Consider the following 24474-nt stretch of genomic DNA (forward strand, 5'->3'; position numbering starts at 1 on the left):
GCGGGGCAGGGGTCAGGGGGCAGGGGGTCAGGGTCAGGTCATGTTGGCGAGGAACTCGCTGTAGAACAGGCCCAGGGCGATGGCCACGCCGATGCCGGCGATGATCCAGAAGCGCACCACGATGTTGACCTCGCTCCAGCCGGCAAGCTCGAAGTGGTGCTGGAGCGGAGACATCCGGAACACCCGTTTACCGGTGGTCTTGAAGGAGATGATCTGGATCACCACGGACATCGTGATGATCACGAAGAGCCCGCCGATGATCGGCAGCAGCAGGATGGTGCGGGTGGACATCGCCATGCCGGCGATCAGACCGCCCAGCCCCAGCGCCCCGGTGTCGCCCATGAAGATCCGTGCCGGGGACGTGTTCCACCAGAGGAAGCCCACACAGGCCCCGGCCGCCGCCCCGGCTATCAGCGCGATCTCCAACGGGTCACGGACCTCGTAGCAGTACGGCTGGCTGTAACTCGGGTCGGCGCACCAGTGCCGGTACTGCCAGAACGCGATCAGCGCGTACGCGGCGAGCACCATCACCGACGCGCCGGTGGCCAGACCGTCCAGGCCGTCGGTGAGGTTGACGCCGTTCGTCGCGGCCATCACCACGAAGATGAAGATGATCACCGCGCCGACCTTGCTGACCTCCAGGAAGTCGATGTCCCGGATGAAGCTCAGCGTGGTGCTGCCGACGGTCTCGGTGTTGGTGGCCCTACCCGTCGCGTCGGTCATCGTGCTCGGGAACCACAGCGCGATCACCCCGAAGACCGCGCCGACCAGGATCTGACCGAGCAACTTGCCGCGCTTGTTCAGCCCGGCGCTGTTGCGCTTACGCACCTTGAGGAAGTCGTCGAGGAAACCCACCGCGCCGGAGAACACCATCAGCCCCAGCAGCACCAGCGCGGTGATGGTCGGCTCCACCTGGGCGATCTGCTGGTCCGGCAGGGTGGTCAGGGCGAGGTGCCCGGCCACGTACGCGATCACCGTGGCCAGGATGAAGACCACGCCGCCCATGGTGGGCGTGCCCTTCTTGCCCTGGTGCATGGCGGGGCCGTCGGACCGGATCGGCTGACCGGCCTTGAGCCGGGTGAACACCTTGATCGCGATCGGGGTGCAGAAGAGCGAGACGAGGAAGGCCACCCCAATGGCGACGATGACCGCCCTCATCGGGTGGGCTCCCCGTCGGCGTCGGCGCGCAGGGCGTCGGCCACCTCCCAGGTCCGGTACCGGGAACCCTTGACCAGGACGACATCACCCGGTCGTAGCTCGCTCCGCAGCACCTCGACGGCCGCCGCCTGATCGGTGAGCAGCACCGACTCTCCTCCCCAGTTCGCTACCGCTGTCGCGCCTTCGTGGATCGGCGCGGCCGGCTCACCCACCACGAGCAGCCGGTCGACACCCAGCTCGGCCGCGAGTTGGCCGACCTCGGCGTGGCCGTCGTACTCGAACGGGCCCAGCTCGGCCATGTAACCAAGCACCGCGACGGTACGCCGCCCCTGACCCATGCTTGCCAGCGCCCGCACCGCGACCGCCATCGAGGCCGGGTTGGCGTTGTACGAGTCGTCGATCACGGTCACCCCGTCGGGACGGTCGAAGACGTCCATCCGTCGGGTCGAGACCAGCCCCAGCTCGCCGAGGGCCGCGGCCAGCTCGGCCAGCGGCATACCCAGCTCCCGGGCGACCGCCGCCGCCGCGAGCGTGTTCCAGACCTGGTGACGGCCGGCCAGCCGGAGCCGCACCGGCGCGCGCCCCTCCGGGGTGACCAGGGTGTACGACGGGTGCCCCCGCTCGTCGAGCGTGACGTCCTCGGCGCGCACGTCGGCGGCGGGCGCCTCGCCGTAGCGGACCACCCGGGCCTGCGTACGGCTCGCCATCGCGTCCACCCGCGGGTCGTCGGCGTTCAGCACGGCCAGCCCGTCCGGCGGCAACGCCTCCACCAACTCGCCCTTGGCCAGGGCGATGGCGTCCTGCGAACCGAACTCACCGATGTGCGAGGTGCCGACGTTGAGCACCACGGAGATCCGGGGCGGCACCAGCTCGCACAGGTACCGCACGTGCCCGACCCCGCGCGCGCCCTTCTCCATCACCAGGTAGCGGGTGTCCGGGTCAGCCCGCAGGGCGGTGTACGGGTGCCCCAGCTCGTTGTTGAACGAGCCGGGCGGCGCCACAGTGGCCCCGAGCCGGGCGGTCAGCTGACCGATCAGATCCTTCGTGGTGGTCTTGCCGGACGAACCGGTCACGCCGATCACGGTCAACCCGGGCAGCCGGTCCACCGCCGCGCGGGCCAGCCGGCCCATCGCGGCCAGGGCGTCGTCGACCAGCACCATCGGCACCCCGGGCACCTCGCGGCTGCCGAGCACCGCCACCGCGCCCGCCTCGATAGCAGTCGCCGCGTAGTCGTGCCCGTCGACCTTCTCCCCGGGAAAGGCCACGAAGAGCGAACCGGGGCCCACCTTGCGCGAGTCGAATTCCACGGAACCGGTGACTGTGGCGGCCGGGTCGGCGGCGACCAGCCGCCCGTCGACCGCCGCGGCCACCTCGGCCAGGCTCAGCGCGATCACCGCTGGCCCGCCAGGTCCCCGAAGCGGGCCCGCAGCGCGGCGGCCAACTCGACGCTGTCGTCGAATGGAAACACCTCGCCCGCCACCTCCTGGCCCCGCTCGTGCCCCTTACCGAGCAGCGCGATGACGTCGCCCGGCTCGGCCAGCCGAACCGCCTCGTCGATCGCGGCGCGGCGGCCCGCCACCTCGATGATCCGAGCGGCCGTGCCGGCCCGGTACGCCCCGGCGAGCACCTCGGCGCGAATCTCCCCCGGGTCCTCGGTACGCGGGTTGTCGTCGGTCACCAGCACCACGTCGGCTCCCTCCGCAGCGGCGGCGCCCATCACCGGTCGCTTGCCCCGGTCCCGGTCTCCACCGGCGCCGATCACACAGATGAGTCGGCCGGCGCTCAACTCGCGCAACGCGGCCAGCGCGGCCACGATCGCGTCCGACTTGTGGGCGTAGTCGACCACTCCACGCACCGGCGCGGCCACGTCGACCAGCTCCAACCGGCCCGGGACGCCACCGCAGGCGGCCACACCGGTCGCCGCGGTCGCCGGGTCCACCCCGGCGCCGACCAGGGTGGCGATGGCCAGCAGCGCGTTGGCCACGTTGTGCCGGCCGGGCAGCGCGACACCGGCGGACACTGCCACCCCGTTCGGGCCGTGCGCGGTGAACCGCTGTGCGTACCCCTCGCCGCCCACCCCGTCGGCCCACCAGGTCGCGCTCTGATCACCGGCCGCCGAGTAGGTGAGCGTGGTCGGTTTGAGCAGCGGCTTCAACGCCGGGTCGTCGTGGTTGAGCACCTCGACCGCGCAGCGCCCGTCGAAGAGCTGCGCCTTCGCGGCGAAGTAGTCGTCGCTGTCGGCGTGGAAGTCCAGGTGGTCGGAACCGAAGTTGGTGTAACCACCGACGGCGAACCGCACCCCGCCCACCCGGCCCATGGCCAGCGCGTGGCTGGAGACCTCCATGACCACGGCGGTGACCCCACGTTCGCGGGCGGTGGCCAGCATGGCGTGCAGGTCGGTCGCCTCGGGGGTGGTGCGCACACTGTCGATCACCAGGTCACCGAGCCGGGTCTCCACCGTGCCGACCAGCCCGGTGGTGTGCCCGGCGGCCCGCAACCCCGACTCGATCAGGTACGCGGTGGACGTCTTGCCGGCGGTGCCGGTCACCCCGATCACGGTGAGACCGGCGGTCGGGTCGCCGTACACGGCCGAGGCCAGCTCGCCGAGCACGGCGCGCGGGTCGGGCACCACCAGGGCGGGCAGCCCGGTCTGCGCCGCCAGCTGCGCGCCCGCCGGGTCGGTCAGCAGGGCCACGGCACCGGCCTCGGCGGCGGCGGCGGCGAACTCCGCGCCGTGCCGACGGGCCCCGGGCAGCGCCGCGTACAGGTCGCCGGGGCGGACCTCCTGGCTGGCGTGGGTGACCCCGGTGACGACCACCTCGGCGGCGTCCGCCGCAAGGTCGACGGCGAGTCGGATGGCGAGATCACCGAGCCGAACTCCGGTCACGGTACGTGGACGTGGATTGCCGGGCACGGCGTCAGACCCTACCCGGTCGTCCGGTTCCGGCCGCACAGCCGCCCCGGTGGTTCGTCGGCACTCACCGATGATGTCCCGCCATTGCTGCTCAGCGCGGATAGACCACAAACTTGGGCGCGGATCCGTCGACGGAAGGCGGCACACGGTAGTGACGCAGCGTGAACTGCATCATGTCCCGGAACGCCGGCCCGGCGACCGCCGCGCCCCCGCCGTTGGGCGCGTACACGAAGACGGCGATCACGTACCGGGGGTTCTCGGCGGGAGCCATCCCGATGAAGGAGGACACCTCACCGGGCTGCTTCTTGCCGTTCACCAGCCGCCAACCGGTGCCGGTCTTGCCGGCGACCCGGTAGCCGGGGACCGCGGCGGCCAGACCGGTGGCGCGGTCGACCGTGGTGACCGCCTCCAGCATGGTGCGTAGGGCCGCCGCATTCTGCGGGCTGAGCACCGACCGGGTCACCGGGGGCGGCGCGGGGGTGCGCTTGCCGTCCGGGCCGATCACCTCCTTGACCAGGTGCGGCTGCACGTACGTGCCGTTGTTGGCGATGGCGGCGTACGCGGCGGTCATCTGCAGCGGCGTGGCGTCGACGCTGTGCCCGATCGGCACCGACCCGGCCGACGATTCGCTCCACTCGTCGGCCGGCAGCAGTCGCCCGCTGGCCTCTCCGGGCATCCCCTCGCCGGTGGGCTTACCCAGCCCGAACCGCTTCTGGTAGTCGATCAGCCGGTCCCGCCCGAGCCGGTCGGCGATGGTGATCGTGCCGACGTTCGACGAGTAGGCGAGCATGCCCGGCACGCTCATCCGCTTGCCGTCGGCCGGATGGGTGTCGGAGAACCAGGTGTCGCCCTTCTTGATGGCGTTGGCGACGGGGAACGTGGTGTCCGGCGTGATCACCCCCTCCTGCAGCGCCGCGCCGTAGGTGATCGCCTTGTGCACCGAGCCGGGGTCCACCACGAAGCTGGTCGCCGCGTCCTCCCGGGCGACCGGGTCGCTCGGGAAGGGCTTCGCCGCGTCGTAGGTGGGGTTGCTGGCCTGGGCCAGCACCGCGCCGGAGGGAATCTCCATGACCACTGCCGCTCCGGTGCCGCCCGGCGTCTGGGCCATGCCCGCGCTGAGGATCTGCTGCGTACGGAACTGCAGGTCACGAACAATCGTGAGGGAGAGGGAACTGCCCGGCTTGGCGAGAGTGGTCCGGCTGTAGCCGCCCGGGATCGGCGCTCCGAGGTCGCCGAGGCCAGCCTCGTACACCCGCTTGCCGTCCTGCCCGGCGAGCACGTCGTCGTAGCGGGCCTCCAGCCCTTCCAGCCCGTCCATGTCCTGGCTGGTGAAGCCGATCAGGTTGGCCGCCAGGTCACCGCCGGGCACGTCGCGACGCTCGTCGCGGTGCACCCCGATGCCGGGCAGCTCCAGCGCCTGCACCCGCTTGGCGGTCGGGATCTCCACGCCCCGTGCCAGGTAGGCGAACGTGGACGCGATGCCGTTCTCCAGCTTGCGCGGCTTCATCAACTCCATGAGCTTCGACACCGGGATGCCGAGCAGCGGAGAGAGCGCCTTCGCGGTGCCGGCGGGATCTTCGACCTTGGTCGGGTCGGCGTACACGTACCGCGCCTCGACGCTGCGGGCCAACGGCGCGCCGGTGCTGTCGTAGATCGCGCCGCGTGGCGCTGGCAGCTCGACCGTGCGGGTGCGGTCGGTGACGCCACCCCCGGCGTACGCCGGCGCGTCGACTGCCTGGAGGAAGACCAGCCGGATCCCGATGACGGCGAACAGGGTCAGGGCGAGCACGGTGCCCAGCCGCAGTCGCAGCCGCGAGTCGGCCAGCTTCGGTGGGCGTCGTGGCTTGCGGGAAGGCCGTCGGGCAGCCGGTCGGTCGGCGCGACGCGGCGCACGTGGCGTGGTGCGGCGACGCGGCGGCGGCTCGTCCCCACCGGGGCCACGGGGGGTACGCGGCGCGACGGTGCGCACCACCGCACCGCGTCCGGCCGCCGGAGCGTCGCGCCGGCCGGAACGGGCGGCGGCCCGACCGCCGTCGAGCACCTGCAACGCCGGCCGGAACGGGTCACCGGACCGGGTGCTGCGCGGCGTACGCCGCTGCTCCGCACCCTGGCCGCGCGTCGCCGTGCCGCGCTCCTCGCGGACCGTCCGACCCCTCGGGGTGTACGCCCGGGCGCCGGAGATGCCCCCGATTCCCGGCTCGCCGGTGCGCGGCTCCCCATCGGCGGGCCCGGCATCACGTGCAGAACCGCGCCGGGACCCCGTAGGGTCCCGGCGCGGCTCGTCCGACCTTGGTGGCACCGGTCAGCCTCCCGCGCCCTGGCTGGTCACCGAAGGCTGGCCGTTCGCCGGCTGCGGCACCTCGAGGGTCTTGCCGTCCGGCAGCCGGATGTAGCCGGGCTCGCCGGCGTCGACCAGGCCCAGCCGCCGCGCCTCGGCGGTCAGGTTGCCCGGTGCCTCGGCGTCGGCGATCTGCTTGTCCAGCTGCTGCTTCTCCAGGTCCAGTCGAGACTGCTGCTGCTGCAGCCGCTCCAGCCGGAACGCATTCTCATTGATCTTGGTGTTGACCGCCAGGATGCCCAGCACCCCACCGACCACCAGCACCACGATCAGCGCCGCGAACGGCGCACGCGGCACCGACACCGGCGGCGGCGGTGCCACCCGCAGCCGGGGCGGGCGGGCGCTGGCCGCGCTGCCGGCCTTCTCGACCGGCCGCAGCGCGGCGGCGCCCTGAGTCGGGAACTCGCGCGCCCCCCGGGCGCGAGTCTCCCCCTGCCGGTTCACTCGATCGATGCGTGGCGTACCGTTTCCGACGCGTGAAGCCCGCTCCGCCGCGATCCGGCCCCCCGACCGCGGTGCGCGCTGCCCGCCGCCGGTGACGTCCCGGCGGTCGCGCTTGTCAATGCTCATGTCCCTCCCCCTCAACATCCGTCCCTAGCCGTCCCGGCGCCCCTGACCCCCCACGGATCAGGCGGACCCCGTGCCCGGTTGGTGCATTCCCTTCACCCGTCGGCGGGACCGTTCGCGGTCGGTCCGCCCTTGCTCTGTCGCGTTCGGGTCGAGTCGCTCCGCGGCCCGCAGCCGCACCGAGGCGGCCCGAGGGTTCGCGGCGACCTCCGCCTCCCCGGGCAGTTCGGCGCCCCGGCTGAGCAGCCGGAACGTCGGACCGGACCCGGGTAGCTCGACCGGGAGGTCAATCGGGCCCTTACTGCGGACCCGGTCCGTGAGGGCCGCCTTGGTGAGCCTGTCCTCCAGCGAGTGGTAGGACAGAACCACCATGCGACCGCCCACGGTCAGTGCGTCGAGTGCGGATGGCAACGCTGTCTCCAGCGCTGCCAGCTCTCTGTTTACCTCGATCCGTAAAGCCTGAAACGTTCTCTTTGCCGGGTGCCCGCCCGTTCGTCGGGCTGGTGCCGGAATGGAGTCCCGAACCAGCTCCGCCAGCAGCGCGGACGAGGTGATCCGAGCCCGCTCCCGCTGCCGGATGATCGCCGAGGCGATCCGACCGGCGAACTTCTCCTCGCCATAGACCCGCAGCACCCGCGCCAGGTCCGGATGCGCGTACGTGTTGACCACCTCTTCGGCGGTCACCCCCCGGGTCTGGTCCATCCGCATGTCCAGCGGCGCGTCCTGGGCGTACGCGAACCCGCGGTCGGGCGCGTCCAACTGCAACGACGAGACACCCAGGTCGAACAGGATGCCGTCGATGGCCGGATAGCCCAGCCGGTCCAGCACGTCTGGCAACTCGTCGTAGACGGCGTGCTCCAGGTGCACCCGATCGGCGAACCGGGCCAGTCGGACCCGCGCGTGAGCGAGCGCCTCGGTGTCCCGGTCGAGCCCGATCAGGACCGTCTCCGGATGCGCCTCAAGCACCGCCTCCGCGTGCCCGGCCAGGCCGAGCGTCGCGTCGACGTAGACCGTCCGGCCGCCTCGACCCAGCGCGGGGGCCAGCAGCTCGAGACACCGCTCAAGCAGCACCGGCACGTGCGTGCCGCGCAACTCCCCCATGTTGACCCCCACTGGTTGAAACGTCCGTTCTTCTCGTGCGCCTGTCGTCGGACGGCGCTGCCGTCGTACCGCCAGATCCCCATCCGCTCCCGCCTGACACCGGACCGTCGCCCAATGACTGGATCGTGCGCCTGGCACCGGGGAAGTGATGCCAGGAACTCGAAAGCGGCTGGAGATCTCGCAGTACGTCGGGCGCCGTGACCGCCCTACAGACCGCCGGGCAGCACCCCCTCCTCGATGTCGGCGAAGTCGTCTTCGCTCTCGGCGAGGTAGGTCTCCCAGGCGACCTTGTCCCAGATCTCCACCCGCGTGCTCGCGCCGATGACCACCAACTCGCGGTCCAGTGCGGCATAGGCCCGCAGGTGGGCCGGAATGGTCACCCGACCCTGCTTGTCCGGAACCTCGTCGTGCGCACTGGCAAAGAAGACCCGGCTGTAGGCCCGGGCCGCCTTGTGCGTCATCGGCTGTGCGCGCAACTGCTCCGCGATCCGCTGGAACTCGGGAGTCGGGAAGACGTAGAGGCAGCGCTCCTGCCCTTTGGTGACCACGACACCCCCCGCCAGCTCATCCCGGAACTTCGCCGGAAGGATCAACCGGCCCTTTTCGTCCAGGCGTGGAGTGTGGGTGCCGAGAAACATCGGCCCAACCCCCTCGCCCTTGAGCGGCGTTCGCGGCGCCGCTGACCCCCCGGGCCGGTGAGCCCTCCCGGCCTCACCATTGGTCCCCACTCTACTCCACTTCCCTCCACCTGCAACCAAATTCACCCGCGCGGCGCGCCTGACTCCGGGGCAAAACCGCACGTCACAAGGGGTGGAGCGGAGTGGAGGGCGCCGGGCACCCCTCGGCGTGGTCCGCTTTCCGACATAGATCGACTCCGTCCGGGGGAAGCCGACCCGGCCGCCCGCCCGACCACCACGGCCGAACGGTTCACCGTCGGCGGCGATCTGGTGAGCCCGGCGGTCCGGTAACCTCGCTCGCGTGACGGACGCGAAAATGCCCCTACGGGCCAAGGTGGCCAGCTCCGTGTCACGGACCGCCGCGGCGCTCTCCCGGGCGGCCGGCCGTGGCGACGGTTCGGTGATCGGCGGGTGGATCGGGCTGAAGATCGACCCCGACCTGCTGGCCCACCTGTCGGCCGGGCGCGCGATCGCGCTCGTCTCCGGCACCAACGGCAAGACCACCACCACCCGGTTGACCTCCGCCGCGGTCGGCGTGCTCGGCCGGGTCGCCACCAACTCGTTCGGCGCCAACATGCCCAGCGGGCACACCTCGGCGCTGGCCAAGGCCGGCAGCACCCCGTACGCGGTGCTGGAGGTCGACGAGCACTATCTCGCCCAGGTGCTGGAGGCGACCGAGCCGCACGTGGTGGCGCTGCTGAACCTCTCCCGCGACCAGCTCGACCGCGCCAAGGAGGTCGCCATGATGGCGCAGCTCTGGCGCGCGGCGCTGGTCCGGCACACCGACGTACGGGTGGTGGCCAACGCCGACGACCCGCTGGTGGTGTGGGCCGCCACCCCGCCCGGCGACCCCGCCCGGGGCATCAACCCGCCGCACGTGACGTGGTTCAGCGCCGGCCAACGCTGGCACGACGACTCCTGGGTCTGCCCGGAGTGCGGCTCCACGATCCAGCGCTCCGGTGAGCAGTGGTGGTGCACCGGCTGCCCGCTGCGCCGACCGGAGCCGCACTGGGTCGTCGAGGACGAGGGCGTGCTCGACCCCACCGGCGCCTGGCACAAGGTCTCCCTCCAGTTGCCCGGAAAGGTCAACCTCGGTAACGCGGCGACCGCGCTGGCGGTGGCCGCCGAGTTCGGCGTCCGCCCGGTCGACGCGGTGTCCCGCCTCGGCATCGTCACCTCGGTGGCCGGCCGCTACGCCCAGGTCGACAAGGACGGGCGCAACATCCGGCTGCTGCTGGCCAAGAACCCGGCCAGTTGGCTGGAGGCGTTCGACATGGCCGACGAAGCGCCGACCCTGCTCTCCATCAACGCGCGCGACCCAGACGGTCTGGACACGTCCTGGCTCTACGACGTCGACTTCGCCCCGCTCCGCGGCCGGCAGGTGCTGATCACCGGCGACCGGGCATACGACCTGGCGGTTCGGCTGGACGTCAACGACGTCCCGTTCCAGCACGTCCGCACCTTCGACGACGCGCTCCGGTCGGTCCCGCCCGGGCGGCTGGAGGTCATCGCGAACTACACCGCGTTCCAGGACATCCGAGCGGAGTTGGACCGTGTCATCTGAGAGTCTGCGCATCGTCTGGATCTACCCCGACCTGCTCTCCACCTACGGAGACCGGGGCAACGCCCTGATCCTCGCCCGTCGGGCCCGTCAGCGCGGGATGCCGGTCGAGGTGCTGGAGGTTCGCTCCGACGAGCGGCTGCCCGCGACCGCCGACATCTACCTGGTCGGCGGCGGCGAGGACGGCCCGCAGGCGCTCGGCGCCCAGCGGCTGCTCGCCGACGGCGGCCTGCACCGCGCGGTCGCCCAGGGCTCGGTCGTGTTCGGCGTGTGCGCCGGCTACCAACTGCTCGGCACGTCGTTCTTCGCCAAGGGCGTGCAGTGCCGCGGGCTGGAGCTGCTCGACCTGCAGTCCGACCGGGGCGAGAGCCGTGCGGTGGGCGAGCTGGCCGGTGAGATCGACCCCCGGCTGGGCCTGCCCCCGCTGACCGGCTTCGAGAACCACGGCGGCCGCACCCACCTCGGTCCGGAGGTCTCCCCGCTGGCCCGGGTCACCGCCGGGGTGGGCAACGACGGCGCCACCGAGGGCGCGTGGCGCGGCAAGCTGCTGGGCACCTACTCGCATGGTCCGGCGCTGGCTCGCAACCCCGCCCTGGCCGACCTGCTGCTGCGCTGGGCCACCGGAGCGCACCAGCTTCCGCCGTTGGACGAGACCTGGTCGGACCGGCTCCGCAACGAGCGCCGCTCCGCGGTGGCCGCCGCCCGAGCATGATCCGTGCCGTCCGGCGGCTGCTCCGGCAGCCGTCGGCCGTCCGGTTCGCCCTGCTCGTGCTGCTGATCGGCGCCTGCGGGTTACTGCTGCTGCTGGTGCCCCACCCGGATCCGGCGCAGCTGCCCCTGGTCGCCGACCGGCTGGGTGACCTCGCCCCGGTGGCGGCGATCCTCGGGGGCGCGCTGCTTCTGGTCGCGCTGGTGCCCCGGACCTTCATCACGCTCGCCGCGGGCGCGATCTTCGGCCCGCTGGAGGGTGCCGGGTACGCCCTGGGCGCCGCGCTGCTGGCCGCGGCGATCGGGTTCACTGTCGGCCGGTGGCTCGGCCGGGAGTTCGTAGCCGATCGGGTCCGCGGCCGGCTGGCCCGCCTCGACGGCTGGTTCGCCCGGCAGAGCGTGCTCGGTGTGGTCACCGTCCGGCTGCTGCCGATCGCCGGCTTCGGGCTGGTCAGCTACGGCTACGGCACGACCGGCGCCCGCGTGCTGCCGTTCCTGGCCGGCAGCGTGATCGCCTCCGCGCCGACCGCATTCGGTTACGCGGCGATCGGCGCGGCGGTCAGCTCTCCCGGCCACGTCAACTGGTACGCCGCCGCCCCGGCCAGCCTCGGCCTGATCGCCAGCCTGGTGCTCATCCACCAGTGGTGGCGCGCCGAGCGGCGCCGCCGCACCATGCCGGCCTGACAGCCGGACGCGCGGTCAACCCGTCGTGGCCGACGTGCCGCGCTGGGTCGTGGATCTGCCGGAGAGCGTGATGACTCACAGGCATCTAGATGCCTGTGAGTCATCACGCTCGTTCCGGTGTCCGCCTCGGCGGACGTCACGCTGCGGGTCAGGCGACGACCGAGACCATCCGGCCCTTCACCACGATGACCTTGCGGGGTTCCTTGCCGGCCAGGGTTGCGGCCACCGCGTCCAGGGCCGCCGCGCGGACGGTCTCCTCAGCGGCGTCGGCAGGGACCTCGATGCGGCCACGGACCTTCCCGTTGACCTGCACCGGATAGGTCACCGTGTCGGCTACCAGCAGCGCCGGGTCGGCGGTCGGGAAGTCCGCGTACGTCAGCGAGGTGTCGTGGCCCAGCTTGCGCCACAGCTCCTCGGCCAGGTGCGGGGCGAACGGCGCCACCATCAGCACCAGCGGTTCGGCCACCTCGCGGGGCGTGGCCGACAGCTGGGTCAACCCGTTGGTCAGCTCGATCAGCTTGGCGATCGCGGTGTTGAACCGGATGCCGTCCATGTCGCCACGGACTCCGTCGATGACCTTGTGCAGCAATCGGCGGGTCGCCTCGTCGGCCGGGTCCTCGACAACCCGCAGCGCGCCGGTCTGCTCGTCGACGACGGCCCGCCACACCCGCTGCAGGAACCGGTACGAGCCGACCACGGCCCGGGTCTCCCAGGGGCGGGACACCTCCAGTGGGCCCATCGACATCTCGTACACCCGGAAGGTGTCCGCGCCGTAGGCGGCGCACATCTCGTCGGGGGTCACCACGTTCTTCAGTGACTTACCCATCTTGCCGTACTCACGGTTGACCACCAGGTCTTCCAGGTAGTACGCGCCGTCGCGCTCGACCACGTCCTCGGCCTGCACATAGCTGCCACGCGAGTCGGTGTACGCGTACGCCTGGATCATGCCCTGGTTGAACAGCTTGCGGAACGGCTCGAACGACGACACGTGCCCCAGGTCGAACAGCACCTTGTGCCAGAACCGGGCGTACAGCAGGTGCAGCACGGCGTGCTCGGCGCCGCCGACGTACAGGTCGGTGCCCCCGCAGTCGCCGTCGGCGCGCGGGCCCATCCAGTACCGCTCGTTCTCCGCGTCGACGAACCGGGAACTGTTGGTCGGGTCCAGGTAGCGCAGCTCGTACCAGCAGGAGCCGGCCCACTGCGGCATCACGTTGGTTTCCCGGGTGTAGCGCTTCGGCCCGTCGCCCAGGTCCAACTCGACCTCGACCCAGTCGCGCCGCCGCGACAGTGGGGTCTCCGGGTTGCTGTCGGCGTCGTCGGCCTCGAACGTCTTCGGGGAGAAGTCGTCCACCTCGGGCAGCTCGACCGGCAGCATCTCCTCCGGCAGCGCGATGGCAGCGCCGGTCTCGTCGTAGACGATCGGGAACGGTTCGCCCCAGTAACGCTGCCGGGAGAACAGCCAGTCGCGCAGCCGGTAGGTCACCGCGCCGGTGCCGTGTCCGTTCGCCTCCAGCCAGGCGATGATCGCCGCCTTGGCGTCGGCGACCCCCAGGCCGTTCAGGTCCAGGCCGCGCTCGGGCGCGGCGCTGTTGATCGCCGGGCCGTCCCCGGTGTACGCCTTGCCCTCGAAGCCCTCCGCCGGCTGCACGGTCCGAACGATGGGCAGCTCGAAGACCTCGGCGAACGCCCAGTCCCGCTCGTCCTGCGCCGGCACCGCCATGATCGCGCCGGTGCCGTAGCCGGCCAGCACGTAGTCGGCGATGAAGATCGGGATCTGCCCGCCGGTGACCGGGTTGGTGGCGTACGCGCCGATGAAGACGCCGGTCTTCTCCTTGCTGTCGGACTGCCGCTCGACGTCGGTCTTGGCGGCTGCCGCCTTGCGGTACGCCTCGACGGCCTCCCGGGGGCTGGCGTGCCCGCCGGTCCAGGCGTCCCTCGTCCCGTCCGGCCAGGCGGCCGGGGCCAGCGTGTCGACCAGCTCGTGCTCGGGGGCCAGCACCATGTAGGTGGCCCCGAAGACGGTGTCCGGCCGGGTCGTGAACACCCGCACCGGCGCCGCGCTGGTCGGGAAGTCGATGTGGGCGCCGGTGGAGCGGCCGATCCAGTTGCGCTGCATCAGCTTGATCGGCTCGGGCCAGTCCAGGCTGTCCAGGTCGTCCAGCAGCCGGTCACCGTACGCGGTGATCCGCATCATCCACTGCTTCAGGTTGCGCTTGAAGACCGGGAAGTTGCCCCGCTCGGAACGGCCGTCGGCGGTGACCTCCTCGTTGGCCAGCACGGTGCCCAGCCCCGGGCACCAGTTCACCGGCGCCTGCGAGACGTACGCCAGGCGGTGGTCGTCGACGACCTGGCGGCGCTCGGCGACGCTCAGCTCGGCCCAGGCGCGGCCGTCCGGTGTGGGCCGGTTACCGCCCTCGAACTCGGCGATCAGCTCGGCGATCGGGCGGGCCCGGCCGGCGTCGCGGTCGTACCAGGAGTTGAAGATCTGCAGGAAGATCCACTGGGTCCAGCGGTAGAAGTCGGTGTCGATGGTCGCCACCGAGCGGCGCTCGTCGTGGGCCAGCCCCAGCCGGCGCAGCTGCGCCTTGTACCGCTCGATGTTCGCGACCGTGGTGGTCCGGGGGTGGGTGCCGGTCTGCACCGCGTACTGCTCGGCGGGCAGGCCGAACGCGTCGAAGCCCATCGCGTGCAGCACGTTGCGGCCGGCCATCCGCTGGTAGCGGGCGTAGCAGTCGGTGCCGATGTAGCCCAGTGGGTGGCCGACGTGCAGGCCCGCGCCGGAGGGGTACGGGAACATGTCCAGCACGTACAGCTTCTCCGCGCCGGCGCGCGGGTGGGTCGGGTCGGCCAGCGGCCCGGTCGGGTTCGGTGCGTGGAAGGTGCCCTCGCGCGCCCAGATGTCCTGCCAACGAATCTCGATCTCGTCGGCCAGGGCCGCGGTGTACCGGAACGGGGGAATGTCGCCCGCCGGTGCGGCTGCCTCACTCATCGTCTCTCCTCGCTTCGCTTCGCTTCGTCTCGGCACCGCCGGGCCGGGCCGGCGGCGGGCACAAAAAAGCCCCTCGCGCAGGAGGGGCCGCCGTGCTGTCGCTGCGTTCAGCGCATCAGCACGGCCCGGTAAGAAGCAGGAAGACTCCGGCCATGCCCCGCAGTGTACCTCGCCCACGGTTGGTCCTGCCGGCCCCCGGGGCGGGTCGGAACCCACTCCCCCGAGTTGGCGAATACTGGTGCGTAACCGACGGACTACCTGCGGGGGTCGGCGATAACGACAAACATGGTTAGCCTGAGAGACCAGTGAGATTCCTGCGGCAAACGAGGCTCGGCGTCGCGAACCCAACGGCGGGTCCGGGTGCTCTGCGTAAAGAGCTGCCGTGACGGCGACGAGGAGGAGGCCCGTGACACAACAGACCTGGGACGAGGTGGGCGGCCTACTGCCGCACGACGAGTTCCGCGCCGCCAGCGAGGCCATCGTGGCCAACATCGAGCAGGTCATCGAGGGTAAGACCGCCACCGTGCGACTCGCCCTGGCCGTCCTGCTCGCCGAGGGTCACCTCCTGATCGAAGACGTCCCGGGTGTCGGCAAGACCAAGTTGGCCAAGGCCCTCGCGCGGTCGATCGACTGCACCGTGCGGCGCATCCAGTTCACCCCCGACCTGCTGCCCAGCGACGTCACCGGGGTCAGCGTCTACAACCAGGAGACGCACGACTTCGAGTTCCGTCCGGGCGCCGTGTTCGCCAACCTGGTGGTCGGCGACGAGATCAACCGGGCCTCGCCGAAGACCCAGTCGGCGTTGCTGGAGTGCATGGAGGAACGGCAGGTCACGGTCGACGGGGTGACGTACCAGCTCCAGACCCCGTTCATGGTGATCGCCACCCAGAACCCGATCGAGATGGAGGGGACGTACCCGCTGCCCGAGGCGCAGCGCGACCGGTTCACCGCCCGCATCGCGATGGGTTACCCGGACTCCCACGCCGAGCTGGCCATGCTCGACGGGCACGGGGCCACCGACCCACTGCACGAGCTGCGCGCGGTCTCCGACGCGGCCATCGTCCGGCAACTCATCGCCACCGTCCGGCAGGTGCACGTCGCGGACGCGGTCAAGCAGTACGCGATCGATCTGGTCACCGCCACCCGCGAGGCCCCCGACCTGCGGCTCGGCGCGTCCCCCCGGGCGACCCTGCAGCTGCTGCGCACCGCCCGGGCGGTCGCCGCCCTGGAGGGCCGCGACTACGTCCTCCCCGACGACCTACAGGCCCTGGCGGTGCCGGTGCTCGCGCACCGGATCATCCCGACCGCCGACGCGCAGCTTGCCCGACGCACCACCGACGCGATCGTCTCCGAGCTGGTGCACCGCCTGCCCCTGCCACACGACCGGCAGCGCAACCCGTACGACACCCGGCCCGCCACCGGCAACGGCCGCGCGCCCTACGAGCCGCGGAGGCCATGACGTGCGTGCCGGGCTACGCGGGCTGACCACCCGCGGGCGGTCCTTCCTGGCCGCTGCGGCCGCAGCGGCGATCTCGGCCGGCATTCTCGGCGAGAAGGACCTGCTCCGGGTGGCTGTGCTGTTGGCCATCCTGCCGTTGCTGGCCGCCGCCTACGTCGGGCGGAGTCGCTACAAGCTGGCCTGCAACCGCTCCCTGGACCCGCACCGGGTTCCGGTCGGGGCCAACTCCCGGGTGGTGCTGCGCCTGCAGAACCTCTCCCGGCTGCCGACCGGCACCCTGCTCCTGGAGGACCGGCTGCCCTACGCGCTCGGCAGCCGGCCCCGGGTGGTGTTGGAGCGGCTCGGCGCGCACCAGGCCAGCTCCGTGGCGTACACGGTGCGCGCCGATGTGCGGGGCCGCTACGACGTGGGCCCGCTGGTCGTCCGGATGACCGACCCGTTCGGCCTCTGCGAGCTCACCCGGTCCTTTCCCAGCACCGACCACCTGACGGTGATCCCGCAGGTCACCCCGCTGCCGTCGGTCCGGCTCCCGGGGGAGTACGCGGGCAGCGGCGACAGCCGGGCCCGCTCGGTGGCGGTGCACGGCGAGGACGACGCGGCGACCCGGGAGTACCGGCGCGGCGACGACCTGCGCCGGGTGCACTGGAAGTCCACGGCCCGCACCGGCGAGCTGATGGTGCGCCGGGAGGAGCAACCGTGGGAGAGCCGCGCCACCGTCGTGCTGGACACCCGGGCGTACGGCCACCGCGGTGAGGGGCCGACGGCCAGTTTCGAATGGTCGGTCTCGGCCGCCGCGAGCATCGCCGTCCACCTGCGGCAGGCCGGTTACAAGTTGCGCCTGGTCACCGGCTCGGGGGCGGATGTGGACGCCTCGGAGGCCGGCGGGGACGGGGCGTTGCTCGACCACCTCGCTGAGGTTCGGTTGGATCAGCGCGCCGAGGTCACCGGCCTGGTGCAGCGGGTCCGCGAACGCGCCGACGGTGGTCTGATCATCGGCCTGTTCGGCACGGTGAGCGTGGCCGAGGCGGAGCTGCTGGCCGGGCTGCGGGGCAACGGCGCGACCTGCGTCGGCTTCCTGCTGAACAGCTCCACCTGGTTGAGCCTTCCGGAGAAGGCCCGGGCCGAGGCGGAGCACGCCCACGCCTCCGCCGTCCTCGCCATGCTGCAGAGTGGCTGGCGGGTGGTCGGCGTCGACCACGGCGGCCGGCTACCGGCGCTGTGGCCCCAGGCTGGCCGGGGCGCGCAGGGGTTCGCCCTACGGGCCGCGCTGGCCGAGACGGTCGCCGGCGGTGTGCGATGAACGGAAGGCTCCCCTCATGATCAGCAGTCGGAACATCGGCGTGGTGGCGGCGATCGCCACGCTGCTGGCCGCCGCGCCGCTGTCGGCCATCTTCCGGGGCTGGACGTGGTTGTTCGAGTCCATCCTCGCGGTCGCCGTGGTGGCCGGGGCGGCCGCGCTGACCCGGCTCGCCCGGGCACCACTGTGGGGTCAGGTGCTGGGCATGCTGGCCGGCCTGATGCTCGCCCTGACCTGGTTGTTCCCCAGCGGCGAGGAACTGCTCGCGATCCTGCCGACCCCGGGCACGTTCGCGTACTTCGGTGACCTGCTCGCCGGCTCCATGCAGGACATGCGTTCGTACGGGGTCGAGGTCCCGGACACGGACCCGCTGCTGTTCATCGCCGTGCTCGGCGTCGGTGCTGTCGCCGTGCTGGTGGACGTACTCGCCGTGGGGCTACGTCGGCCCGCCCTGGCCGGGCTGCCGATGCTCGCCATCTACTCGGTGCCGGTCGCCGTCTACGTGGACAGCGTGCCCGCGATGCCGTTCGTGGTGGGCGCCGCCGGTTACCTCTGGCTGCTGGTCACCGACAACGTCGACCGGGTGCGCCGCTTCGGGCGTCGGTTCACCGGTGATGGCCGCGACGTCGACGTGTGGGAGGCCTCTCCGCTGGCGTCCGCCGGCCGCCGGCTCGCGGCGGTCGGGGTGGCCGTGGCGGTGCTGCTGCCGCTGGCGGTGCCCGGCTTGACCGGTGGGCTGCTCGACTCGCTCAGCCGAGGGCCGGGCAATGGCACCGGCAGCGGGGCCGGCTCGGGCGGCACGTCGGGTCGGATCGACCTGTTCGCCTCGCTCGCCGGCCAGCTCAACCAGTCCCAGGTAGCCGACCTGGTAAAGGTGAAGACGTCCGAGAAAGACCCGTTCTACCTGCGCTACGCGGTCGCCGACGAGCTACGCCCCAGTGGTTTCCAGGCCCGCAACCCCAGCGGCCGGTCGGTGAACGAGGGCCTGCCGAACCCGGCCGACCGGGCCGGCCAGGGCGTGCAGCAGACCACCTACCGGGCGACCGTCGAGGTCACCAAGAGCCTGAGCATGTCGCTGATGCCGGTGTACGCCGAACCCACCCGCACCGACGACCTCAACGAAAACTGGCTCTACGACACCAACCAGCAGGTCGTCTTCTCCAACCGCGAAAACTCCCGGGGTCGGAAGTACTCCTTCGACTACGTGCGCTCGACCTTCACGCCCGAGGCATTGCGGGCCGCGCGGACACTGCCGGCCGAGCACCCCCTGAGCCGACAGATGACCGCCACTCCCGGGGTGGTGCCCGAGGTGGAGGAGTTGGTCAAGAAGCTGATCCAGGGCAAGCAAACGGACTACGACCAGGTGTTGGCGATCTACCGGCACTTCTCGGCGGACAACGGGTTCAGCTACCGGTTGAGCACCGAGAGCGGCAGCAGTGGTCAGGACATCGTCAACTTCCTGACCAACAAGGTCGGTTACTGCCAGCAGTACGCCGCCGCGATGGCCTGGCTGGTCCGCGCGGCCGGCATCCCGGCCCGGGTGGCGTTCGGGTTCACCAACGGCAGCAAGCGCGACGGTGACACCTTCACGCTGACCAACCTCAACCTGCACGCCTGGACCGAGGTCTACTTCGACGGGGCCGGTTGGGTGCCGTTCGACGCCACCCCGGCGTACGGCGTGCCCGGCTCGACCCGGTCGGCCTGGGCGCCGAACACCGACCTACCGGAGCCGGACGACCCGAGCCCGGGCGCCCCGAACACCACGGCGGATCCAAATGCCTCGGCCGGGCCGTCCGACCGGGACAACGCCGACCGGGACACCGACCAGGGGCTGTCCCTCGGTGGGACGACGCCGAACGAGCAGCCACCGGTCTGGCCCTGGTGGGCGGCGGGCCTGGTGGCCCTGCTGGCGCTGCTCGCGGTGCCCGCTCTGCGCCGGATGGCCCTCCGCCGCCGACGGGGTGGTCGAGCGGCGAGCGCGGCGATGGCCTCGGCCGCTGTCGACGGCGGCAGCGAGCCGGGAACGCGACCGGTGGTGGTCGGCGTGGACGCCAACCGGGCCCGGGCGGACGCGCACGCCGCCTGGGCGGAGTTGCTCGACACGCTGGTGGACTTCCGGGTCCCGGTCGATCCGACCGAGACGCCCAGAGCAACTGCGGACCGGCTTGTCCGGGACGCCCTCGACGACGGCGAGGCGATCGGGTCGGCGCGGCTGCTCGGCCGGGCGGAGGAACGGGCCCGCTATGCGCGCGATCCGCTCACCGGTGAGCCGTTGTCGCCGGCGCTACGCGCGGTCCGTGGGGCGCTCGCCACCCGGGCGGACCGACGGACCCGCCTGCTCGCCGCCGTGCTGCCGCCCTCGGTGTTGCTGCGGTGGCGTACCACGATGGCGGACAGGTCCGGCCGAATGGTGGCGCTCACCGGGCGGGCCCGGTACCGCCTGCTGCGGTGGAACCCTCGACGGATGTTGGCTGACCGGGCAGCTCGCTGACCAAGCAGCTCCAGGTCCGGGGCAGCTCGCTGACCAAGCAGCTCGCTGACCGAGCAGCTCGCTGACCGAGCAGCTCGCTGGCCAAGCAGCTCGCTGACCGGGCGGCTCGCTGACCGGGCGGCTCGCTGACCGAGCAGCTCCAGGTCCGGGGCGGCGGCCACCACCGCCGCCGCCCCACCCGCCTAAGCTGCCGCCGCCCAAGATCGTGCTCGATCCAGGAAAGAGGCCCCTCCCTGGCGCAGGATGCCACTACACCCAGGATCGAGCACGATCATGCGGAGGGTGGTCCTGCGGAGGGTGGTCCTGCGGAGGGTGGTCCTGCGGAGGGTGGCCCTGCGGACAGTGGGCAGCGGGGAATGGGCGCGCGGATACGACGGAGGTCGCCGGGGGCTGTGCCCGGCGACCGCTCGTCGCGGCGTACGGCCCGCCTCAGCGGCGGGACCGGCTCAGCGGTGCCCCTCCGGGCGCTGCCGCCACCTGTCCTCCATCCGGTCCAGGATCGACGACCGGCGACCGGATCGGCCACCACGGGGACGACGGCGACTCGTCGTGCCGCCCACCACGTGCAGGTCGGGTGACTGCGCCCGCCGATGCGACTGCACCGCGAACGCGGCCGACGCCAGCATGACGACGAAACCCGCCACCGCCAGTGGTGGAGTCTTGATCACCGCGCCATAGACCAGTAGAGCCAAGCCAGCGATGATGACGCCGGCGGCGACGAGCAGGCGACGCCGCGCATGGAAGCGCGGATCGCTGGCGCGCACGGCCGAGGCGAATTTGGGGTCCTCGGCAAGCGACCGCTCGATCTGCTCGAACAGCCGCTGCTCGTGCTCCGAGAGCGGCACGGCACTCCTCCCCGGTCACGTTGGTCGGGCCCACTCGGGCCGACAGACCGTGGCAGCCAACCGGCTGCTTACCCGCAAGTCTACGAGGGGGGTCGCGCGTCGGAAAGCGGGACGACCTATGGGCGGGGTGGATTTTCCTTTCGACGGGGATCACGGTCGGCCATCAGACTGGCCGGACCTATGACGGACCGCCCGAAACGGGCAGCCGCGGCGTCCGCGGCAGCTTCCGCCTCACGCCAGCCGCGCTCGGGCGCACCGAGGGTGAGTTGCCGGGGGGCGCCCTGCGCCGGGGCGAGCCCCTCCACCCGGACACCGACGAGTCGGATCCGCTCGCCCGGGTCCAAGGCGGTGTAGAGCGCCCAGACCGTGTCGAACATCTCGCGGGCGGTGTCGGTGGGAACGTCGAGGGTGCGAGATCGGCTGACGGTGCGAAAATCGGCCAGCCGGACCTTGAGTGAGACGGTGCGCCCGACCTGCCCGGAGCCGCGCAAACGGACACCGACCTTCTCGCTGAGCGCGAGCAACGCCCGGCGGATCTGCAGCGGGTCGGCCACGTCGACGTCGAAGGTCACCTCGGCGCCGATCGACTTGTCCACGTGCTCGGGGCTGACCCCGCGCGGGTCGCGGCCCCAGGCCAACTCGTGCAGGTGGGACGCCGAGGCGGCACCGACGGCTCGGCGGAGCATGCCCACCGGCGCCTCGGCGAGGTCACCGACGGTGGTCAGGCCGAGGCGCCGCAGCGACTCGGCGGCCCGCTCCCCCACCCCCCACAGGGCATTCACCGGCAGCGGGTGCAGGAAGTCGAGCACCTGCCCCGGCGGCACGACCAGCAGGCCGTCCGGCTTGGCCCGGGTGGAACCCAGCTTGGCCACGAACTTGGTCGGCGCCACCCCGACCGAGCAGGTCAGCGCCTGCTCGTCGGCGACCCGGCGACGGATCAGCCGGGCGATGGTGGCCGGGGAGCCGAAGAGCCGACGGGCGCCGGTCACGTCGAGGAACGCCTCGTCGAGGGAGAGCGGCTCGACCAGCGGCGTGACGTCCCGGAAGATCTGCATGACGGCCCGGGAGGCGGCCGTGTAGGCGGAGAAATCCGGTGGCAGGTAGACCGCGTGGGGACAGCGGGCCCGAGCCTGGCTGGTCGGCATCGCGCTGCGTACGCCGTACCGGCGGGCCTCGTAGCTGGCCGAGCTGACCACCCCCCGCGGGCCGACGCCACCGACGATCACCGGCCGGCCGCGCAGCTCGGGGCGGCGGCGCACCTCGACGGCGGCGAAGAAGGCGTCCATGTCGACGTGCAGGATCGGGCTGGCGGAGTCGTCGGCGTCCGGCCCGAAGCGCGGATCGTCGCCCCGGGGCAACGACTGACTGCGACCCATCCCGGCAGGTTAACCCGGGGGTACGACATCACCATCGGCCAGCGGGCCGAACCGCCCCGGGTCAGCCCCGGACGACCAGCAGCGGCACGGTCAGCTCCGCGGCGGTGTCCGACCCGTGGTAGGCCACCAACTTCGACGCCATCGGTCGCTCGGTGCGGCTGGCCATTACCGCGTACGTGTCGTTGCAGGTCACCACCACGTCGCCGATCCGGCCCAGGTGTTCCTCGGGCACCGGCCCGAACCAGCCGGTGGCCACCACCTCGTCGCGGGTGCGTACCCGGGCCGTGGCGCCCAGCACCTCCGACCAGGCGGCCCGCACGTCGTCGAGCGCGCCCGGCTCGACGTGCAGGTAGCGCACCCGGGCCTCGCCGGCCACCACCCGCACACCGGCCCGCAGCCGCGGATCGGTGTCCAGGTCGAAGCGGTGCGCGGCGGGGATGTCGAGCTGCCCGTGGTCGGCGGTCACCAGCAGCGCCGCGTCCGGCGGCAGCCCGTCGACCAACCGGGCGACCAGGGCGTCCACCTCCGTGGCGGCGGCCCGCCAGGGCTCCGAGTCGACGCCGTAGACGTGGCCGTGCCGGTCCAGGTCGGCGTGGTAACCGGAGACCAGGGTGGGCCCGTTGCCGGCGGCCAACGCGGCCACCATGGCGGTGGCCACCGCGTCCCCGCCGGCGGCGCCCCGGAAGTCGCCACCCCGGTTGGCGGCGAGGGTCAGCCCGCTACCGCCGAACTCCGGGCGACTCACCACGGTCGTCGTCACCCCGGCGGCGCGGGCCCGCTCCAACTGGGTGGGCACCGGCTGCCAGCGCAGCGGCGACGGATCGGCGGCCCAGTCGGTGTGGGTGAGCACCCGATCGGTGCCGGGCACCCGCACGGTGAAGCCGAGCACCCCGTGCGCGCCCGGCGCGACACCGGTGCCCAACGACACCAGGCTGGTCGGGGTGGTGGACGGGAAACCGGCGATGAGCGGCCGGGCCACCGTCGCGGCGAGCCCGGCGAGCGTCGGCGCGTACGGCGCGGCGGTCGGCAGCTGGTACCACCCGAGCCCGTCGACGAGCAGCACGGCGATCCGGCGTACCCCGGCCAACGCGGGCACCAACCCGAGCGGGTCGGCCGAGCCGGGGACGCCCAGCACGGCCAGCGCGCTGGGCAGCACATCGGCGAGACGGCCGCCGCCGTGCTGCGGCCCGAGGATCTCCAGCGGTTCCGGCACGCCACCGGCCTCGACGATCATGCCGGCCGGCGGGCGAACAGGTGCAGTTGGGCGGCCAGGTCCCGGTACGGCGATTGGGCGGCCAACGCACGTTCCAACTCGACCAGGGCGGCGGCCTGCCCGTCAGCGACCGCGGCCGGCAGCAGGTCGGCCAGCACGCGTACCCCGTGGATCTCCTCGACCACCAGCCCGGCGGCGTCGAGCAGCGCGGCGGCCCCCTGGGCGTCGTAGCGTCGGCGCAGCATGTCGCGCGGCCCGGCGGTGCCGGCCGGGTCGGCGGCCAGGGTGGTCGCGACGTCCAGGTGCCCGTTCATCGCGCGGCCCAGCACGGCGGCGGCGCGGCCGGCCACCAGCACACTGGCCGCGCCGCCCGGTCGCAGCGCGGTGGCCAGCGCGGCCACCACCGGCGTCGGGTCGTCGACCACCTCCAGTACGGCGTGGCAGAGCACCAGGTCGACGCCGGCCGGCTCGACCAGCTCGGCGAGGGCGTCACCGTCGCCCTGCACGGCGGCGATCCGGTCGGCCACCCCGGCCTCGGCCGCGCGGCGGGTGAGCGCGGCGAGCGCGTCGGGGCTGGCGTCGACGACGGTGACCCGATGCCCGGCGCGGGCCAGCGGAACGGCGAAACCGCCGGTGCCGCCGCCCACGTCCAGCACGGTGAGCTCGGCGTCGCCGCGCCGGTCCAGCTCGGCGCGGAGCACCGACCAGATCACGGCGGTGCGGGGTGTCAGCGGCGGCTCGGCGAACCGGCCTCGGGTCTGCTCCACCCGGCCGAGCCTAGTCACCCGGCCCGGCCCGGCGGTGGCGCGGGCGTGTGGCGGGCGTGCCCACCACACGCCCGATCGGTGCGTGGTGCGGCGGTTGATCAGGCCTCGGCGCCCTCAGCCTCGTCCTCCGCCCGGGACCGGCGCTCGTTGGCCACCGGACCGTTGGTCACCTCGTACTCGCGGGGGTCGGCGAGGTGCGACGGCACCCAGCCGGTGCCCAGCCGGGTCCGCCGGGCGTTGGCGATTCCACCGGTGTACGCGTGATTTCCCGTCACTGTCGTTCCCCCTCACGGATCACGGGCCGCTCTGCCCGCTCGGGACGAGTCTCC

18 protein-coding genes and 1 pseudogene are annotated in these 24474 nt (G+C 72.4%); 6 read left to right on the forward strand and 13 right to left on the reverse strand.

What is annotated here, in order from left to right; genetic code table 11:
• Positions 1-33: 33 nt before the first annotated feature.
• The 7 genes and pseudogenes from mraY to mraZ all read right to left on the reverse strand — a co-directional run bounded on the left by mraY (position 34) and on the right by mraZ (position 8716).
• The gene (gene mraY / locus V6U86_RS05775; protein WP_334499237.1) at positions 34-1158 is read right to left on the reverse strand and encodes a phospho-N-acetylmuramoyl-pentapeptide-transferase; all 1125 of its coding nucleotides are present in this window, start codon (positions 1156-1158) and stop codon (positions 34-36) included.
• Positions 1155-2552 (reverse strand): UDP-N-acetylmuramoyl-tripeptide--D-alanyl-D-alanine ligase, encoded by a 1398-nt coding sequence (locus V6U86_RS05780; protein WP_334499239.1) that lies wholly within the window; start codon positions 2550-2552, stop codon positions 1155-1157. Before V6U86_RS05780 ends, mraY begins: the two co-directional genes overlap by 4 nt.
• Positions 2549-4111 carry a UDP-N-acetylmuramoyl-L-alanyl-D-glutamate--2,6-diaminopimelate ligase gene (locus tag V6U86_RS05785; protein WP_334499241.1) on the reverse strand — a complete coding sequence of 521 codons (1563 nt, stop codon included), beginning with the start codon at positions 4109-4111 and terminating at the stop codon, positions 2549-2551. Before V6U86_RS05785 ends, V6U86_RS05780 begins: the two co-directional genes overlap by 4 nt.
• A 52-nt stretch (positions 4112-4163) precedes the next feature.
• Complete coding sequence (locus V6U86_RS05790) at positions 4164-6371, reverse strand: peptidoglycan D,D-transpeptidase FtsI family protein (protein WP_334499244.1); 2208 nt, start codon at positions 6369-6371, stop codon at positions 4164-4166.
• A 3-nt stretch (positions 6372-6374) separates the two neighbouring features.
• Positions 6375-6980 (reverse strand): hypothetical protein, encoded by a 606-nt coding sequence (locus V6U86_RS05795; RefSeq protein WP_334499246.1) that lies wholly within the window; start codon positions 6978-6980, stop codon positions 6375-6377.
• Positions 6970-8078: pseudogene (rsmH, locus tag V6U86_RS05800) on the reverse strand (16S rRNA (cytosine(1402)-N(4))-methyltransferase RsmH). Before rsmH ends, V6U86_RS05795 begins: the two are co-directional and overlap by 11 nt.
• A gap of 206 nt (positions 8079-8284) precedes the next feature.
• Positions 8285-8716 (reverse strand): division/cell wall cluster transcriptional repressor MraZ, encoded by a 432-nt coding sequence (gene mraZ, locus V6U86_RS05805; protein WP_030488958.1) that lies wholly within the window; start codon positions 8714-8716, stop codon positions 8285-8287.
• 355 nt (positions 8717-9071) lie between these two features.
• Here mraZ and V6U86_RS05810 point away from each other — a divergent pair, with 355 nt between their 5' ends.
• The 3 genes from V6U86_RS05810 to V6U86_RS05820 are packed head-to-tail and all read left to right on the forward strand — an operon-like array spanning position 9072 to position 11708.
• The gene (locus V6U86_RS05810) at positions 9072-10319 is read left to right on the forward strand and encodes a MurT ligase domain-containing protein (protein ID WP_124859488.1); all 1248 of its coding nucleotides are present in this window, start codon (positions 9072-9074) and stop codon (positions 10317-10319) included.
• Complete coding sequence (locus tag V6U86_RS05815) at positions 10309-11028, forward strand: type 1 glutamine amidotransferase (protein WP_334499253.1); 720 nt, start codon at positions 10309-10311, stop codon at positions 11026-11028. Before V6U86_RS05810 ends, V6U86_RS05815 begins: the two co-directional genes overlap by 11 nt.
• Positions 11025-11708 carry a TVP38/TMEM64 family protein gene (locus V6U86_RS05820; protein ID WP_334499256.1) on the forward strand — a complete coding sequence of 228 codons (684 nt, stop codon included), beginning with the start codon at positions 11025-11027 and terminating at the stop codon, positions 11706-11708. The genes V6U86_RS05815 and V6U86_RS05820 overlap by 4 nt, the downstream gene beginning before the upstream one ends.
• A 148-nt stretch (positions 11709-11856) precedes the next feature.
• Here V6U86_RS05820 and leuS read toward each other — a convergent pair whose 3' ends face one another.
• Positions 11857-14697, reverse strand: coding sequence for a leucine--tRNA ligase (gene leuS / locus V6U86_RS05825; protein ID WP_334499259.1), 2841 nt, complete (start codon positions 14695-14697; stop codon positions 11857-11859).
• A gap of 406 nt (positions 14698-15103) precedes the next feature.
• Here leuS and V6U86_RS05830 point away from each other — a divergent pair, with 406 nt between their 5' ends.
• Genes V6U86_RS05830 through V6U86_RS05840 form a run of 3 tightly spaced genes read left to right on the forward strand, consistent with a single transcriptional unit; the run spans position 15104 to position 19944 of the window.
• On the forward strand, positions 15104-16156 hold the full coding sequence (locus V6U86_RS05830) for an AAA family ATPase (RefSeq protein WP_334499261.1): 1053 nt from the start codon (positions 15104-15106) through the stop codon (positions 16154-16156).
• 1 nt (position 16157) lies between these two features.
• Positions 16158-17456, forward strand: coding sequence for a DUF58 domain-containing protein (locus V6U86_RS05835; protein WP_334499263.1), 1299 nt, complete (start codon positions 16158-16160; stop codon positions 17454-17456).
• Between the two features lie 16 nt (positions 17457-17472).
• Positions 17473-19944 (forward strand): transglutaminase TgpA family protein, encoded by a 2472-nt coding sequence (locus V6U86_RS05840; RefSeq protein ID WP_334499265.1) that lies wholly within the window; start codon positions 17473-17475, stop codon positions 19942-19944.
• A 446-nt stretch (positions 19945-20390) separates the two neighbouring features.
• Here V6U86_RS05840 and V6U86_RS05845 read toward each other — a convergent pair whose 3' ends face one another.
• The 5 genes from V6U86_RS05845 to V6U86_RS05865 all read right to left on the reverse strand — a co-directional run bounded on the left by V6U86_RS05845 (position 20391) and on the right by V6U86_RS05865 (position 24420).
• A complete protein-coding gene (locus V6U86_RS05845) occupies positions 20391-20789 on the reverse strand; it encodes a DUF3040 domain-containing protein (protein ID WP_030334542.1) in 399 nt (132 codons plus the stop codon).
• Positions 20790-20905: 116 nt separating this feature from the next.
• A complete protein-coding gene (locus V6U86_RS05850) occupies positions 20906-22165 on the reverse strand; it encodes a DNA polymerase IV (RefSeq protein WP_334499271.1) in 1260 nt (419 codons plus the stop codon).
• Positions 22166-22226: 61 nt separating this feature from the next.
• Positions 22227-23399 carry an alkaline phosphatase family protein gene (locus V6U86_RS05855; protein WP_334499274.1) on the reverse strand — a complete coding sequence of 391 codons (1173 nt, stop codon included), beginning with the start codon at positions 23397-23399 and terminating at the stop codon, positions 22227-22229.
• Positions 23396-24163 carry a methyltransferase domain-containing protein gene (locus V6U86_RS05860; RefSeq protein ID WP_334499898.1) on the reverse strand — a complete coding sequence of 256 codons (768 nt, stop codon included), beginning with the start codon at positions 24161-24163 and terminating at the stop codon, positions 23396-23398. The genes V6U86_RS05855 and V6U86_RS05860 overlap by 4 nt, the downstream gene beginning before the upstream one ends.
• Before the next feature lie 80 nt (positions 24164-24243).
• Positions 24244-24420 carry a hypothetical protein gene (locus V6U86_RS05865; protein ID WP_334499276.1) on the reverse strand — a complete coding sequence of 59 codons (177 nt, stop codon included), beginning with the start codon at positions 24418-24420 and terminating at the stop codon, positions 24244-24246.
• Positions 24421-24474 lie beyond the last annotated feature (54 nt).

Origin of the sequence: Micromonospora sp. CPCC 205558 (genome assembly GCF_036902955.1) — a bacterium.
GTDB lineage: Bacteria > Actinomycetota > Actinomycetes > Mycobacteriales > Micromonosporaceae > Micromonospora.